We start from the raw sequence: 13,873 nt of genomic DNA on the forward strand, positions 1-13,873 counted from the left end.
CGGTCCGTGCCCAGGGTCGTGCTCGTCACCGGGGTCTCTCGAGACCTCGGCAGACGGTTCGCGCGATCCGCGGCCGCCGATCCGACGATCGATCGGGTCATCGGTGTCGATGTGGTCCCCCCTCGGGGGGACATCGGCAACGTCTCGTTCGTGCGCGCGGACATCCGCAACCCCGTCATCGCGAAGATCATCGCCAAAGAGGACGTCGACACCGTCGTCCACATGAGCGTGATCTCGACCCCCGGCCCCGCCGGCGGTCGGCACACGATGAAGGAGCTCAACGTCATCGGGACGATGCAGCTCCTCGCCGCCTGCCAGCGAGCCCCCGGGCTCCGGCAGCTGGTCGTGAAGTCGACGACGACGGTGTACGGCGCGAGCAGCCGCGACCCGGCGATGTTCACCGAGGAGATGGAGCCCAAGCGGATCCCTCGCTCGGGCTATGCCAAGGACGCCCTCGAGGTCGAGGGCTATGTCCGCGGTTTCGCGCGCCGTCGACCCGACGTGAGCGTGACCACGCTGCGCTGCGCCAACGTGATCGGGCCGCACGTGATGAGCCCGACGACGGCCTACTTCCGGCTCCCGGTCATCCCCACGGTCCTCGGCCACGATCCCCGTCTGCAGTTCCTCCACGAGGAGGACCTGCTCGACGTGCTCGGCCACGCCGTGCGCACCGGTACTCCCGGCACGTTCAACGTCGCCGGTGACGGCGTGCTGCTGCTCTCCCAGGCGGTACGACGCCTCGGCCGCCCCGCCGTACCGGTGCTGGGCATCGCCTTCGAGCAGCTCGGCTCGGTGGTCCGCTCGGCCCGCCTGCTGGAGCTCTCGCGTGAGCAGATCGCGCTGCTGACCTACGGTCGCGGTGTCGACACCAGCCGGATGCGCGACCTGCTCGGCTTCGAGCCGCGCTTCACCACCGCCGAGGCGTTCGCCGACTTCGGAGCCTCCTTCGCCCCGGGCAGCAACGCTGCCGAGCGGGTGCTCGCCGGACTGTCCCGCTCGCTGGCCCCTCTCGAGGGGTCCGACCACGCCGGAGGCCAGCATGGGTGACGCCGAGATCATCCCGATCGGAACGCGCGGCCAGCAGGGCCGCGGCTCCGGCAAGCGCCCGTCGGCCGCCGCCCGCGGCCTGGCCGGCACCGGCGCCGGCACAGGGTCGGCGAAGAGCGCCCCGAAGAGCACCCCGAAGAGTGCAGCCAAGAGCCCCGCCCCGGGCGCACGGAGGCCCGCCCGTGCGAAGGCCTCCCCGGTGGCGGAGGAGCGAGCACCGGCCAGTGCCTCGAGACCCCGCGACCCGATCACCACCCAGGACCGCGAGCCGCTGCCCGGCATCCCGGCCGGCGACTGGCTGGAGGCCGTGCAGCACGCCTCGCGTGACCTCTGGGGGGAGCAGTGGGAGCCGCAGCTGGCCCGCTTCCTGGCCTTCCTGCGTCGCCGCGTGACCGGTGACTATGTCATCGACGAGTATGGCTTCGACCCCGAGCTGACCCAGCGCTTCTTCCTGGCGGCGCTGCGCCCGATCGCGGAGAAGTGGTTCCGCATCGAGGTGCGCGGCATCGACAACATCCCCACCGAGGGCGGCGCCCTCGTGGTGTCCAACCACTCGGGCACCGTCCCCGTGGACGGGCTGATGACGATGGTCAGCATCCACGAGCACACCGGCCGCTTCCTGCGCCCGCTCGGAGCAGACCTGGTCTTCCGGCTGCCCGGCTTCAGCAGCTTCGCCCGCAAGACCGGTGCCACGCTGGCCTGCAACGCCGACGCCGAGCGGATGCTGGGCGGGGGTGAGCTCGTCGGTGTCTGGCCGGAGGGCTTCAAGGGCATCGGCAAGCCCTACTCCGAGCGCTACAAGCTCCAGCGCTTCGGTCGCGGCGGCTTCGTCTCGGCCGCTCTGCGCACCGGTGTCCCGATCATCCCGCTCTCCGTGGTCGGGGCGGAGGAGATCTACCCGATGGTGGGCCACCTGCCGACGCTCGCCCGGGTGCTCGGCCTGCCCTACATCCCGATCACCCCGACGTTCCCGCTGCTCGGCCCGCTGGGCCTGGTGCCGCTGCCGTCGAAGTGGATCATGGAGTTCGGCGAGCCCGTGCGCACCGACAGCTATGACAGTGGCGCGGCCGACGACCCGATGCTCGTCTTCAACGTGACCGACCAGGTCCGCGAGACGATCCAGCAGACGCTCTACACGCTGCTGATGGACCGCCCGTCGATCTTCGGCTGACAGCCGCGCCCTCGGCGCGGGAACCCGCGCGGCTCGAGCCACGTCCTAGATCCATGGCCCACCCCTGCGTCAGCGCCCCCTCGGCTGTCTCGGTGCTCGTGCTGGTGCTGGCTGGGTCTGTCAGCGGGTGCGCAGGCACCATCGCGGCCGCCGACTGTGCTGATGCCGTGCTCTACGACGGGGTCGTCTACATCGAGACGGGTGCGCCCCCGGCGCAGGTGGAGACCCCCACCCCAGAGCTTTCGTCCGAGGACGCCGCTCGGTTCGACCGGAGCCGCGAGCTCGGAGTCGGCGACCAGGCCGCGTGCGACGACACCGGCAGGGACCCCATCGGCATCCACTTCCCTGATGACGCTGCCAAGCTCGTCGTGTGGTCGCTGCCCGGCTACGACAGCGCCCACGTCGTGACCGTCCCCCAGAGCGGTTCCGAGAGCGGCCCCGAGGGCGGTTCCGGCGAGCACGTCTTCGTCGCCGAGGACATCCCTGAGGCTGTCCGCCGTGACCTCGAGAGGTCGGGCCTGGTCAACGACTCGCTGTCCCGCTGAGTGCGCACCGAGAGGTCCCGTGCGGCGGCGGGCCGTCAGCCGAGCGGACCGTCGGTGTCCTCCTTGGGGGCGATCAGAGGATCGCTCGGGGGCTTGGTCGGCTGCGTCTTCCCGAGCCCGAGCAGCGGACCGAGGTCGATGCCGAGTCCGGAGGTCAGCTCGTCGACCGCCTTGGTGACAGGTGAGAGCAGGGCCCCGAGGGGGTTCTCGGCCGGGTCGTCGTCGCCGCCCACGATCGTGGTGAGGGGGCCGGACGTGGTCGGACCCTGCGTGGGCGCGCCGCCGGGGGAGGGTGCCTGGGTGGGGTCGGAGAGGCTGCCGGGGGGAAGAGCGCCCGGGGTGAGGTCGGGGATCCCGATGCTGGGCGTGCTCTTCGTGGGGCGGGCCTGCTGACTCGGAGCGGTCGGAGCCGGGGCGTCGTCCTGGTCGCTGAGGACCGGGCCGGCGTCATAGAGACCCTGCGGGATCGCCACCAGCCCTTCGCCGCAGGTCGGGCACGCGGCCACGGCCTGGGCGTCGATCTGCTGCACGTTCTCCGCAGCCGCGTGGAGGGCCTCGCCGGCCTCGTCGGGCAGCGCTGCCTCGAGCAGTGCCAGGGAGGACATGCTGGTGGCGGTGAAGTCGCGCAGGTCATCGATGTGCTGCTCGTCGCCCGACTCGGTGTACTGCTCGAGCAGGATCGAGGAGCCCTGGCTCGCCTGGGCGTTGAAGTCGTCGAGGGTGTCGGGCACGGAGTCGGGCCCGCGTCCTCCGTGCGCGGCCAGCTCGGTGGCCTCGCGCAGGCGGTCGGAGGCGTTGTCGAGCAGGGCGTGCGCCTTGGCGGTGTCGTCGAGGGTGATGTCGGTGCGCACCTCCTCGATCGCCCGCTTGATCGGATAGAGGGTCTCGCCGGGCAGGGCGCCCTGGGAGGCCACGGCCATCGAGCTCGTGGCGCCGACGAGCACGAAGGCGCCGGCAGCGGCGGCGAGTCGGCGGTCGCGGCGGCTGCGGTCGCGCACGGGCAGGGCGAGACGGTCCTCGACCTGCCGGTCGTGCGGGAGGAGCGCGGTGTCCGCCTCCGCCATCAGTCGCTCGCGCAGGGACGCCGAGAAGTCGGGGCGGGGCTCGGGGCGGGGCAGGGAGCGCACCGCTCCCACGACCTCGAGAAGCTCGGCGTAGCGCGCGCTGTCGAGGCCGCTGGTCGAGCGGTCCTCGACCAGGGCGTCGAACTCGTCGGCGCGTCGGCGCGCCGTCCACGCGGGTGTCATGCCGTCTGTCCTGTCGTTGCAGTGGTGCTCCCCGGCCGCGGCCCGACGAAGGTGTCGGAGTCTGCGGTCGTCCACGTCCACCCCAACGAGGGGTGGGCGCCGGAGGTTACGCCGCGCGCCAGGTTTGTGAGGCGGGTCTCTGCCGGGATGCTCATCAGTCGCGCATCCCCTCGGGCATCAGCTTGGCGAGGTTGCGCACCCCGCGCAGCTGCAGCTGCTTGACGGCGCCGTCGCTGCGGCCCAGGACCGCGGCCGTCTCGGCGATGCTCATGCCCTGCAGGAAGCGCATCACCAGGCACTCCTGCTGCTCGGCCGGCAGCTTCCTCAACGCGTCGAGGAGGGCCTCGTTGGTGAGTGTCGCGAGCACGGTGGTCTCCGGCCCCTCGGTCGCGTCGTCGTGCAGCCCCATGTCCTCGGTGGTCAGCTCCAGGCGGGTCCGCCCGGCCTTGAAGTGGTCGGTGGTGAGGTTGCGCGCGATCGTCATCAGCCAGGCGCCGAAGTCGCGTCCCTGCCAACGGAAGTTGTTCATGCTGCGCAGGGCCCGGAAGAAGGTCTCGGACGTGAGGTCCTCGGCGAGCGTCACCGAGCGGGTGCGATAGAAGAGGAAGCGATAGACCGAGCCGTGGTAGTGGTCGTAGAGCAGCCCGAAGGCGTCCTTGTCGCCCTGGCGGGCCAGCTCCACCAACGCGATCAGCCGGGTGCGCTCGGCGGCGTCCTCCTCCGAGGAGGCGGCCAGCTCGGCGTCGTCGTACCCGGGCGGACCGACGGTGGTCTCGCTCGACTCCTGGACGCCGACGTCGTCGCGGGCAGCGGCCTCGGAGAGCAGCAGCCGGTCGCTCGCGCGCGGCGATCGGCCGAGGGGACCGGCGGTGGCGAGGAGCGGGTCCTGGCTGAAGGGGCTCTGGCCGAGGGGGTCCGCGAGGACGGCGGCGACCGCGGCGCGCAGGGCGCTGAGCCCGCGAGCGACGTCGTCTCGTGCCTGCATGGTGGAACCCTCCCCTGACGGCCCCTCCCCGGAAGCCCGACCTACAGGGTAGGTCGCACAGGCGTCCTTGGGAACCGGCCACCGCCAATTGAGGCGCCAATCGAGCCGCCGACCGGAGGGGCGCCGGACATCGCGTCGCCGCAGGTCAGCGCAGCAGTCGGTGACGCCCGCGCATGGTGAGCCCGGCTGCGATCGCGCCGCTGGCGGCCCCGGCGACCCCGCCGGCGACGAGGCCGAGACGGGCGGCCTTGCGACCGGTCCGATAGTCGCGGATCCGCCAGCCGTGGGCGCGCGCGTGGGCGCGCAGCCGGGCGTCCGGGTTGATCGCGACGGGGGTGCCGACCAGCGCGAGCATCGGCAGGTCGTTGGCCGAGTCGCTGTAGGCCGAGCAGCGACTCAGGTCGAGGTCCTCGCGCTCGGCGAGGGCCTTGATCGCCTCGGCCTTGGCCGGCCCGTGCAGGAGGTCGCCGACCAGCCGGCCGGTGTAGACGCCGTCCACGTGCTCGGACACCGTGCCCATCGCCCCGGTGAGGCCGAGCCTGCGGGCGATGATCGAGGCGATCTCGATGGGTGCGGCGGTGACCAGCCAGACGCGTTGGCCCTGGTCGAGGTGCATCTGCGCGAGCGCCCGGGTGCCGGGCCAGATCCGGTGCGCCATCCCCTCGTCGAAGATCTCCTCGCCCAGCGACTCGAGCTCCGCGACGGTGTGGCCGGCGATGAAGGACAGGGCCGAGGCGCGGGCCTCCGCGACGTGCTCGGGATCCTCCACGCCGACCAGGCGGAAGTAGGTCTGCTTCCAGGCCGCGCCGAGGATCTCGCGCGTGGTGAAGAACTCGCGTCGGTGCAGCCCGCGGGCCAGGTGGAAGATGCTCGCGCCCTGCATGACCGTGTTGTCGACGTCGAAGAAGGCCGCGGCTGCGGGATCCGCCGGGGTCGACAGGGCGTTCTCGACCTCGGTCGCCGACGCAGCCGCCTCACCGGCGAGGGTCGAGCGCAGGCGCAGGTCCCGTGGGAGCGGGCGCTTGTGCTTGTCACCGGGCGGAGGCGTCACGGTGGGGAGCGTAGCCCCACGGCACCGTCTGCGGGAGCCCTATGACGGCCGCTTGCTCGCCGGACGGACTGTGGGAGGCTTGCGTCCATGTCTGCGATCACGGACGTGTCCGAGCTCCTCTCCCGCGCAGCGCAGGAGACCCCCGACCGTCCCGCGCTGGTGGACTCCAGCGGACGCACCCGCAGCTATGCCGAGCTCGACGACGAGGTCGCCCGCGTCGCGAGCGGACTGGGAGCGGCCGGGCTGGTCGGCGGCCAGCGGGTGCTGATCAGCCTCGGGAACCGGATCGAGTTCGTCACCGCCTATCTCGGTGTGCTGCGCGCGCAGCTCGTCGCCGTACCGGTCAACCCCACCACGGGCGCCGAGGAGCTGGCCCGGATCCTCGAGGACTGCGGCGCCCGGCTGGTGGTGGCCGACGGCGACACCCTCACCGCCGTCCGCGGGGCAGTGGCCGGACTGGAGGGGGCCGCTCTGGAGGGGGCGGTCCCGCCTCGGGTGGTGGCGGTCGGCGCCGCCCCGGCGCCCGACGAGCGTTCCTACGACGACCTCGTCGCCGGAGATCCGGGGGCGCGGCTGCCGGTGCAGGACCCGGAGTCCCTGGCGGTCCTCCTCTATACGAGAGGTACGGCGGGGCACCCGCGCGCGGCGATGCTCAGCCACCGGGCGCTGGCGGCCAACATCGAGCAGCTCGCCGCCGTCGAGCCGGCGATGATCCGCGGTGACGACGTGCTGCTCGGCGTGCTCCCCCTCTTCCATGTCTACGGGCTCAACGCCGTGCTCGGCGGGGCCCTGCGCCACGGGGCGCGGCTGGTGCTCGTCGAGCGCTTCGACCCCTCGGGGGTCCTCGACGTCATCGAGCGCGAGGGCGTCACGGTGGTGCCGGTCGCCCCGCCGGTGTTCCCGCACTGGCTGCGGGTCCCGGACCTGGGCAGACGGATGCGGTCGGCGCGCGTGGTCCTGTCGGGCTCCGCTCCGCTGGCGGCCGAGACGATGGAGCGGTTCACCGAGCTGTCGGGCGTGCCGGTCCACCAGGGCTACGGACTCACCGAGGCCGCGCCAGTCGTCACCAGCACGCTCATCCGTCCCGCAGGCTCCTCCGCCCAGGCGCCGCACGGATCGGTCGGCGCGGCGGTCCCGGGTGTGGAGATGCGGCTCGTCGACGAGACCGGCTCCACCCCCTCGGGCGACGACCCCGGGGAGATCGAGATCCGGGGCGACAACCTCTTCAGCGGCTACTGGCCCGACGGCTCCGACGGGCCGCGCGACGACGGTTGGTGGGGCACCGGCGACCTCGGGTTCCTCGAGGCGTCGGGCGACCTCTTCCTGGTCGACCGGGCCGGCGACGTCATCGTCGTCTCGGGGTTCAGCGTCTATCCCGGCGAGGTCGAGGACGTCGTCTCCGAGGTCGCGGGGGTGAGCGGCGCCGCCGTGATCGGCGTACCTGACGAGGCGACCGGCGAGGCCGTCGTCGCCTATGTCCGGGCGGCGGGCGCCGCCCCGGCGGAGGTCGAGTCGGCCGTGCTCGCCCACTGCGCCGAGCGGTTGGCCCGCTTCAAGCAGCCGGTGCGGGTGGAGGTCGTCGACGAGCTCCCGCAGACGGCGAGCGGCCGGATCCAGCGGGGACGGGTGCGGATGACCGAGCGGCGCCGCGCGACGGGTCTGCTGGAGTGAGCGGGGGGTCGCAGTGAGCGGGGCGGGGGAGGCCCGGGTCACCTTCTACACCCGGCCCGGCTGCCACCTGTGCGACGAGGCCCGCGTCGTCGTCCAGCAGGTGTGCGCCGAGCTGGGGGAGCGCTTCGACGAGATCGACATCGACGAGGACCCCGCGCTGACCGACCGGTACGGCGAGGAGATCCCGGTGACGCTGGTCGACGGGCGCCAGCACGACTTCTGGAGGGTGAGCGCCGACCGGCTCCGGGCGGCCCTCACCGCGTGAGCCCGCGGCCGCGTGCCGCTTCGGGGGCCGACTGTTGAGACGGGGACCCGGTCCGGGTGGGTCATCTCACATGTGCTAGGCCCGAGCGTCCCTCGGTTTGTTCTCACGTTCACAAACTCCTACAGTGATCGAGCCGCACGGTGCCACGACCGGAAACTGCCAGGCCGGTCTCGTGCGACTGGAGACGAGAGCAGTGACCCCACGGACCTCCCCCGACTCAGCCCGGGACATTCCCGAAGCGACCGTCGCTCGTCTGCCGATCTATCTGCGGGCACTCGCGACGCTCGCCGAGCAGGGGACCGCCACGTGCTCCAGCGAGGACCTGGCGAACGCCGCCGGCGTCAACAGCGCCAAGCTGCGCAAGGACCTGTCCCACCTCGGCAGCTACGGCACTCGCGGGGTCGGCTACGACGTGGCCTACCTGCGCTACCAGATCTCGCGTGAGATCGGACTGACCCAGGACTGGCCGGTCATCATCGTCGGCATCGGCAACCTCGGTCACGCCCTGGCCAACTACTCGGGCTTCCGCACCCGCGGCTTCCGCGTCGTGGCGCTCCTCGACGCCGACCCCGGGCAGTACGACGAGGTGGTCGCCGGGCTCGAGGTCCGTCCGATCGAGGACCTCGAGCGCATCGTGGTCGAGCAGGGAGTGGCCATCGGCGTCATCGCCACCCCGGCCGCGGCCTCGCAGAGCGTCGCCGACCGGATGGTGGCCGTCGGCATCAGCAGCATCCTCAACTTCGCCCCCACCGTCCTGTCGGTCCCGGCGGGCGTGGACGTCCGCAAGGTCGACCTCTCGATGGAGCTCCAGATCCTCGCCTACCACCAGCAGCGCAAGTCGCCCTCGATGCAGGTCGAGCGCTCGGTCCAGGGGGAGTTCGCATGAGTGTCCTGGTCGTGGGGGTGTCCCACCGGTCGGCTCCGGTCTCGGTGCTCGAGCGCATCGCCCTCGACGGCGACGGCGTCACCAAGCTGATCGGCGACATCACCAGCTGCGAGCACGTCACCGAGGCGACCGTGATCTCGACGTGCAACCGGCTGGAGATCTACACCGACGTCGACCGCTTCCACGGCAGCGTCGAGGACGTCTCGCGGCTGCTCATCGAGCGGGCCGGGGTCAGCACCGAGTCGATGCTGCCGCACCTCTACGTGCACTACGACGACGGAGCGGTCTCCCACCTCTTCCAGGTGGCGGCCGGACTCGACTCGATGGTCGTCGGCGAGAGCCAGATCCTCGGTCAGACCCGCGACGCCCTGCGCCTGGGCCAGGAGCTCGGCACGGTCGGGCCCGCCCTCAACGTGCTCTTCCAGCAGGCGCTGCGCGTCGGCAAGCGCTCGCACGCGGAGACCGACATCGACCGGGCCGCGCCCTCGCTGGTCACCGCCGGCCTCGAGCGGGCCACGGCGCGCATCGGCACGGTCGCGAGCAAGCGGGTGGTGGTCGTGGGCGCCGGCTCGATGGCCTCCCTCGCGACGGCGACCGTGTCCCGGATGGGCGCCGGCGACATCGCGGTCGTCAACCGGACCCCGGACAAGGCCGAGCGTCTCGCCGAGCAGTACGGCGCCCGCACCCGCTCCCTCGCCCACCTCGACGACGAGCTGGCCGCCGCCGACCTGGTGATCTCCTGCACGGGCGCCGCCGGCGTGATCATCACCCGGCCGATGCTCGAGCAGGCCCGTGCCGGGGCCACGCAGCCGATGGTCCTCGTCGACCTCGCGCTGCCCCACGACGTCGACCCGCTGGTGACCGAGCTGCCCGGCGTGAGCCTGGTCGGCCTGCGCCAGCTGGCCGAGGAGCTCCACGACACGGAGGCCGGCCGCGAGGTCGCGGGCGTGCGCCGGATCGTGCAGCAGGAGGTCTCGGCCTTCGTCTCCGCCCGTCGTCAGGCCAGCGTCACCCCGACCGTGGTCGCGCTGCGCACGATGGCCACCTCCGTGGTGGACGCCGAGATCGCCCGCCTCGACGGGCGCCTGCCCGACCTCGACCCGACCCACCGCGCCGAGGTCCTCCACGCCGTACGCCGCGTGGCCGACAAGCTGCTCCACGAGCCGACCGTCCGGGTCAAGGAGCTCGCCAACGAGACCGGCGCGGTCTCCTACGCCGCGGCGCTGGCCGAGCTCTTCGCGCTCGATCCCGAGGCGGTCGACGCCGTCACCCGACCGGAGGGACTCGAATGAGTGCATCCCACCCGAGCACGAAGGTCGTGCGGCTCGGCACCCGCGCCTCGCTGCTGGCCACCACCCAGTCCGGGATGGTCGCGGACATGATCCGCGAGCGGCTCGGCCGCGAGGTCGAGCTGGTCCACGTCTCGACCGAGGGCGACGTCAACCGCTCCCCGCTCGCCCAGCTCGGCGGCACCGGCGTCTTCGTCAGCGCGCTGCGCGACGCCCTGCTCGCCGGGGAGGTGGACGTGGCCGTGCACTCCCTCAAGGACATCCCGACCTATCCGGAGGCCGGCATCGCGCTGGCCGCCGTGCCACCGCGAGAGGACCCGCGCGACGTGCTCGTCGCCCGCGACGGCCTGACCCTGGGCGAGCTGCCCGCGGGCTCCAAGGTCGCCACCGGCTCGCCGCGCCGCGTGGCCCAGCTCGCGGCCCTGGGCCTCGGCGTGCAGATCGTCGGGATCCGTGGCAACGTGGACACCCGGATCGGCAAGGTCACCTCCGGGGAGGTGGATGCGGTGCTGCTGGCCCGGGCCGGGCTCGCGAGGATCGGCCGACTCGGTGTCATCACCGAGGCGATCGACCCGCTGCAGATGCTGCCCGCTCCTGGTCAGGGAGCGCTCGCGATCGAGTGCCGCGCCGACGACACCGACCTGCTGGCCGCTCTTGCCCAGCTCGAGGACCCCACCACGCGGGCGGCGATCGACGCCGAGCGCGCGGTGCTGGCCACCTTGGAGGCCGGGTGCTCGGCCCCGGTCGGTGCCCTGGCGGAGGTCGTCGAGGGCGAGGAGGGCGACGAGCTCTGGATCCGTGCCGTGGCCCTGTCGGGCGACGGGGCGCTCGCCGTACGAATGTCTGCGACCGGGTCCCCGGCCGAGGCAGTGGCTCTCGGGACGCGGTTGGCCACCGACATGCTCGCCGAAGGCGCAGCCGAACTGATCGACACACCAGCGAAGAGGCAGCACGCATGACTCGAGGAAAGATCACCAGTTCCGATTCGTCCGTCAACGGATCGGCTCCCGGCACGACCGGAGGGGTGAGCCCGCTGGGCGGCACCCACCCGGGCGCGCCCTCGGCGCTGCGTGGCTGGGTGTCGTTCGTCGGCAGTGGCCCCGGTGACCCCGGTCTGCTCACGGTGCGCGCGGTGGAGCTGCTGCGCGAGGCCGAGGTCGTCGTGACCGAGGTCCCCGAGCACGCCGCACTGGTCCGAACGGTGCTCGGGCTGCCCGAGCCGACCCTCGACGAGAACGGCAACGAGGTCGACCCGCAGGGCCCGGTGCTCGTGGACGGCGGCTTCGGCGAGGACGGCCAGCCGCTCACCCACGCGGCCCGCGCCAAGGTCGTGGTCAAGAAGGCCAAGACCGGCGCCCGCGTGGTCCGGCTGATGGCGGGCGACCCGTTCGTCTACGCCTCCGGTCCCGAGGAGGCGCAGGCCTGCGTCAAGGCGGGGCTCGGCTTCGAGATCGTCCCCGGCGTCTCGTCGGTCAGCGCGGTCCCGGCCTACGCCGGCATCCCGCTGACCACCAAGAACAACCGCGAGATGGCCGTCGTCACCTGTGGCGAGAAGGTCGACTGGAGCCGCTACGCCGACGACCGCACGCTGGTGCTGCTCTCGGCCGTCGGCTCGATCGCGGAGATCGCCCAGGCGCTCATCGACGCCGGTCGCTCGCCGCGGACCCCGGTCGCGATGACGCGGGTCGGCACGACCACCGACCAGGCGACGATCACCTCGACGCTCGAGCAGATCGGCGCCGACGCGCGGGCCGCCCGCATCGCCCCGCCGGCGGTCACCGTCATCGGCGACGTCGTCGACCTGCGCGGGACCCTGTCGTGGTTCGAGAACAAGCCGCTCTTCGGCTGGCGCGTCCTGGTGCCCCGCACCAAGGAGCAGGCGGGCTCGCTCTCGCAGCGGCTGCGCAGCTATGGCTCGGTGCCCGAGGAGGTGCCCACGATCTCGGTGGAGCCGCCGCGCAACCCGCAGCAGATGGACAAGGCCGTGCGCGGTCTCGTCGAGGGCCGCTACGAGTGGATCGCGTTCACCTCGGTCAACGCGGTGCGCGCGGTGCGCGAGAAGTTCGAGGAGTACGGCCTCGACGCCCGCGCCTTCTCCGGGCTCAAGATCGCGGCCGTCGGCGACAAGACCGCGGCCGCCATCGCCGCCTGGGGCCTGCGCGCCGACCTGGTGCCCTCGGGTGAGCAGTCGGCTGCCGGGCTGCTGGCCGACTGGCCGCCGTACGACGAGCTGTTGGACCCGATCAACCGGGTCTTCCTGCCGCGCGCCGACATCGCGACGGAGAACCTCGTCGCCGGCCTGATCGACCTCGGCTGGGAGTGCGACGACGTCACGGCCTACCGCACGGTGCGCGCGACGCCGCCGCCGGCGCCGACCCGTGACGCGATCAAGACCGGCAAGTTCGACGCGGTCGTCTTCACCTCGTCCTCGACGGTGCGCAACCTGGTCGGCATCGCCGGCAAGCCGCACCCGTCGACGATCATCGCGGTCATCGGCCCGGCCACGGCCAAGACGGCCGAGGAGCACGGCCTGCGGGTCGACGTGCTGGCGCCCTCGCCCTCGGTCGAGGTGCTGGCCGACGCGCTGGCCGACTTCGGTGCGGCCCGTCGCGCGGCGATGGTGGAGTCCGGCCAGCCGGTCACGCGCCCCTCGGACCGCAAGGCCTCGACGCGACGCAAGGCGACCACCTCGTGACGGTGGGCTGATGGTCGTCGAATACCCCGGACCGGGCCCCGTCGAGGGCCCGGTCGTGCGGCCGCGCCGGCTGCGTCGTACCCCCTCGCTGCGGCGGATGGTCGCCGAGACCTCGCTCGAGGCGCGTCAGCTGGTGCTGCCGCTCTTCGTGCGTGAGGACGCGGAGGAGCCGCGGCCGATCTCGTCGATGCCCGGCGTCGTCCAGCACACGCGCTCGACGCTGCTTGCGGCGGCCACCGAGGCGGCCGAGCTCGGGCTCGGGGGAGTGATGCTCTTCGGCATCCCCTCGACCCGCGACGCCACCGGCTCCGGCGCCATCGACCCGGCCGGCATCCTCAACCTCGCGATCACCGACGTCGTCGCCGAGGTCGGCGACGCGCTCACGGTGATGAGCGACCTGTGCCTCGACGAGTTCACCGACCACGGCCACTGCGGCGTGCTCGACGCCGAGGGCCGGGTCGACAACGACCGCACGCTCGAGGTCTATGCGCAGATGGCGCTGGCGCACGCCGCGGCCGGCGTCGACATGGTCGGCCCCAGCGGGATGATGGACGGCCAGGTCGGCGTGATCCGCTCCGCCCTGGACGGCGTGGGCGCGAGCGACGTCTCGATCCTGGCCTACTCCGCGAAGTACGCCTCCGCGTTCTACGGCCCCTTCCGCGAGGCCGTCGACTCGTGCCTCGAGGGGGACCGGCGGACCTACCAGCAGGACCCGGCCAACGCCCTCGAGGGCGTGCGCGAGGCGCTGCTCGACGTGGAGCAGGGCGCCGACATGGTCATGGTCAAGCCGGCCCTGGCCTACCTCGACGTGCTCCGCCGGGTGCGCGACGCCGTACCCGTGCCGGTCGCGGCCTACAACATCTCCGGTGAGTACGCCATGGTCGAGGCGGCCGCCGCCAACGGCTGGATCGACCGCGAGCCGGCGATCCTGGAGACGCTGACGTCGATCCGCCGCGCCGGCGCCGACGTGATCCTGACCTACTGGGCCGCCGAGGCCGCCCGCCTCCTGCGCCCCTGATCG

Annotated in this window: 13 protein-coding genes; 10 read left to right on the forward strand and 3 right to left on the reverse strand. The window is 72.7% G+C overall.

Translation table 11 applies throughout. The features are described from left to right. The first annotated feature begins 6 nt into the window (after positions 1-6). From ACYU7L_RS07545 to ACYU7L_RS07555, 3 genes are read left to right on the forward strand one after another with little or no spacing between them, the layout of a single operon-like run. Positions 7-1,047 (forward strand): NAD-dependent epimerase/dehydratase family protein, encoded by a 1,041-nt coding sequence (locus tag ACYU7L_RS07545; RefSeq protein ID WP_460794723.1) that lies wholly within the window; start codon positions 7-9, stop codon positions 1,045-1,047. Continuing rightward, positions 1,040-2,218 (forward strand): 1-acyl-sn-glycerol-3-phosphate acyltransferase, encoded by a 1,179-nt coding sequence (locus tag ACYU7L_RS07550; protein WP_460794724.1) that lies wholly within the window; start codon positions 1,040-1,042, stop codon positions 2,216-2,218. The genes ACYU7L_RS07545 and ACYU7L_RS07550 overlap by 8 nt, the downstream gene beginning before the upstream one ends. A gap of 53 nt (positions 2,219-2,271) precedes the next feature. Then, positions 2,272-2,763: a hypothetical protein gene (locus tag ACYU7L_RS07555; RefSeq protein ID WP_460794725.1), complete on the forward strand. Its 492-nt coding sequence runs from the start codon at positions 2,272-2,274 to the stop codon at positions 2,761-2,763. A gap of 35 nt (positions 2,764-2,798) precedes the next feature. Here the strand turns inward: ACYU7L_RS07555 and ACYU7L_RS07560 are convergent, their stop codons facing one another. The 3 genes from ACYU7L_RS07560 to ACYU7L_RS07570 form a co-directional block, all read right to left on the reverse strand. Further along, positions 2,799-4,010, reverse strand: coding sequence for a DUF5667 domain-containing protein (locus tag ACYU7L_RS07560; protein WP_460794726.1), 1,212 nt, complete (start codon positions 4,008-4,010; stop codon positions 2,799-2,801). Between the two features lie 154 nt (positions 4,011-4,164). Further along, positions 4,165-4,995: a sigma-70 family RNA polymerase sigma factor gene (locus tag ACYU7L_RS07565; protein WP_460794727.1), complete on the reverse strand. Its 831-nt coding sequence runs from the start codon at positions 4,993-4,995 to the stop codon at positions 4,165-4,167. 145 nt (positions 4,996-5,140) lie between these two features. Next, positions 5,141-6,046: an HAD family hydrolase gene (locus tag ACYU7L_RS07570; protein ID WP_460794728.1), complete on the reverse strand. Its 906-nt coding sequence runs from the start codon at positions 6,044-6,046 to the stop codon at positions 5,141-5,143. Between the two features lie 87 nt (positions 6,047-6,133). Between ACYU7L_RS07570 and ACYU7L_RS07575 the strand changes: the two genes are divergently transcribed. The 7 genes from ACYU7L_RS07575 (at position 6,134) to hemB (ending at position 13,870) form a co-directional block, all read left to right on the forward strand. Further along, a complete protein-coding gene (locus tag ACYU7L_RS07575) occupies positions 6,134-7,717 on the forward strand; it encodes a class I adenylate-forming enzyme family protein (protein WP_460794729.1) in 1,584 nt (527 codons plus the stop codon). A 13-nt stretch (positions 7,718-7,730) separates the two neighbouring features. After that, a complete protein-coding gene (locus ACYU7L_RS07580; RefSeq protein WP_460794730.1) occupies positions 7,731-7,982 on the forward strand; it encodes a glutaredoxin family protein in 252 nt (83 codons plus the stop codon). A 193-nt stretch (positions 7,983-8,175) separates the two neighbouring features. Further along, on the forward strand, positions 8,176-8,868 hold the full coding sequence (locus ACYU7L_RS07585; RefSeq protein WP_460794731.1) for a redox-sensing transcriptional repressor Rex: 693 nt from the start codon (positions 8,176-8,178) through the stop codon (positions 8,866-8,868). After that, the gene (locus ACYU7L_RS07590; protein WP_460794732.1) at positions 8,865-10,160 is read left to right on the forward strand and encodes a glutamyl-tRNA reductase; all 1,296 of its coding nucleotides are present in this window, start codon (positions 8,865-8,867) and stop codon (positions 10,158-10,160) included. Before ACYU7L_RS07585 ends, ACYU7L_RS07590 begins: the two co-directional genes overlap by 4 nt. Continuing rightward, on the forward strand, positions 10,157-11,116 hold the full coding sequence (gene hemC, locus ACYU7L_RS07595) for a hydroxymethylbilane synthase (protein WP_460794733.1): 960 nt from the start codon (positions 10,157-10,159) through the stop codon (positions 11,114-11,116). Before ACYU7L_RS07590 ends, hemC begins: the two co-directional genes overlap by 4 nt. Continuing rightward, on the forward strand, positions 11,113-12,852 hold the full coding sequence (locus ACYU7L_RS07600; protein ID WP_460794734.1) for a bifunctional uroporphyrinogen-III C-methyltransferase/uroporphyrinogen-III synthase: 1,740 nt from the start codon (positions 11,113-11,115) through the stop codon (positions 12,850-12,852). Before hemC ends, ACYU7L_RS07600 begins: the two co-directional genes overlap by 4 nt. 10 nt (positions 12,853-12,862) lie before the next feature. Next, positions 12,863-13,870 (forward strand): porphobilinogen synthase, encoded by a 1,008-nt coding sequence (hemB, locus tag ACYU7L_RS07605; RefSeq protein ID WP_460794735.1) that lies wholly within the window; start codon positions 12,863-12,865, stop codon positions 13,868-13,870. The last annotated feature ends 3 nt before the right edge of the window (positions 13,871-13,873 follow it).

Source organism: Nocardioides pacificus, from assembly GCF_054775955.1.

What these genes read in the sequence shown, in the direction of transcription:
- ACYU7L_RS07590 (WP_460794732.1), top strand. Translation starts at nt 8,865, where the DNA reads ATGAGTGTCCTGGTCGTGGGGGTGTCCCACCGGTCGGCTCCGGTCTCG.
- ACYU7L_RS07575 (WP_460794729.1), top strand. Translation starts at nt 6,134, where the DNA reads ATGTCTGCGATCACGGACGTGTCCGAGCTCCTCTCCCGCGCAGCGCAG.
- hemC (WP_460794733.1), top strand. Translation starts at nt 10,157, where the DNA reads ATGAGTGCATCCCACCCGAGCACGAAGGTCGTGCGGCTCGGCACCCGC.
- ACYU7L_RS07565 (WP_460794727.1), bottom strand. Translation starts at nt 4,995, where the DNA reads ATGCAGGCACGAGACGACGTCGCTCGCGGGCTCAGCGCCCTGCGCGCC.
- ACYU7L_RS07550 (WP_460794724.1), top strand. Translation starts at nt 1,040, where the DNA reads ATGGGTGACGCCGAGATCATCCCGATCGGAACGCGCGGCCAGCAGGGC.
- hemB (WP_460794735.1), top strand. Translation starts at nt 12,863, where the DNA reads ATGGTCGTCGAATACCCCGGACCGGGCCCCGTCGAGGGCCCGGTCGTG.
- ACYU7L_RS07600 (WP_460794734.1), top strand. Translation starts at nt 11,113, where the DNA reads ATGACTCGAGGAAAGATCACCAGTTCCGATTCGTCCGTCAACGGATCG.
- ACYU7L_RS07555 (WP_460794725.1), top strand. Translation starts at nt 2,272, where the DNA reads ATGGCCCACCCCTGCGTCAGCGCCCCCTCGGCTGTCTCGGTGCTCGTG.
- ACYU7L_RS07560 (WP_460794726.1), bottom strand. Translation starts at nt 4,010, where the DNA reads ATGACACCCGCGTGGACGGCGCGCCGACGCGCCGACGAGTTCGACGCC.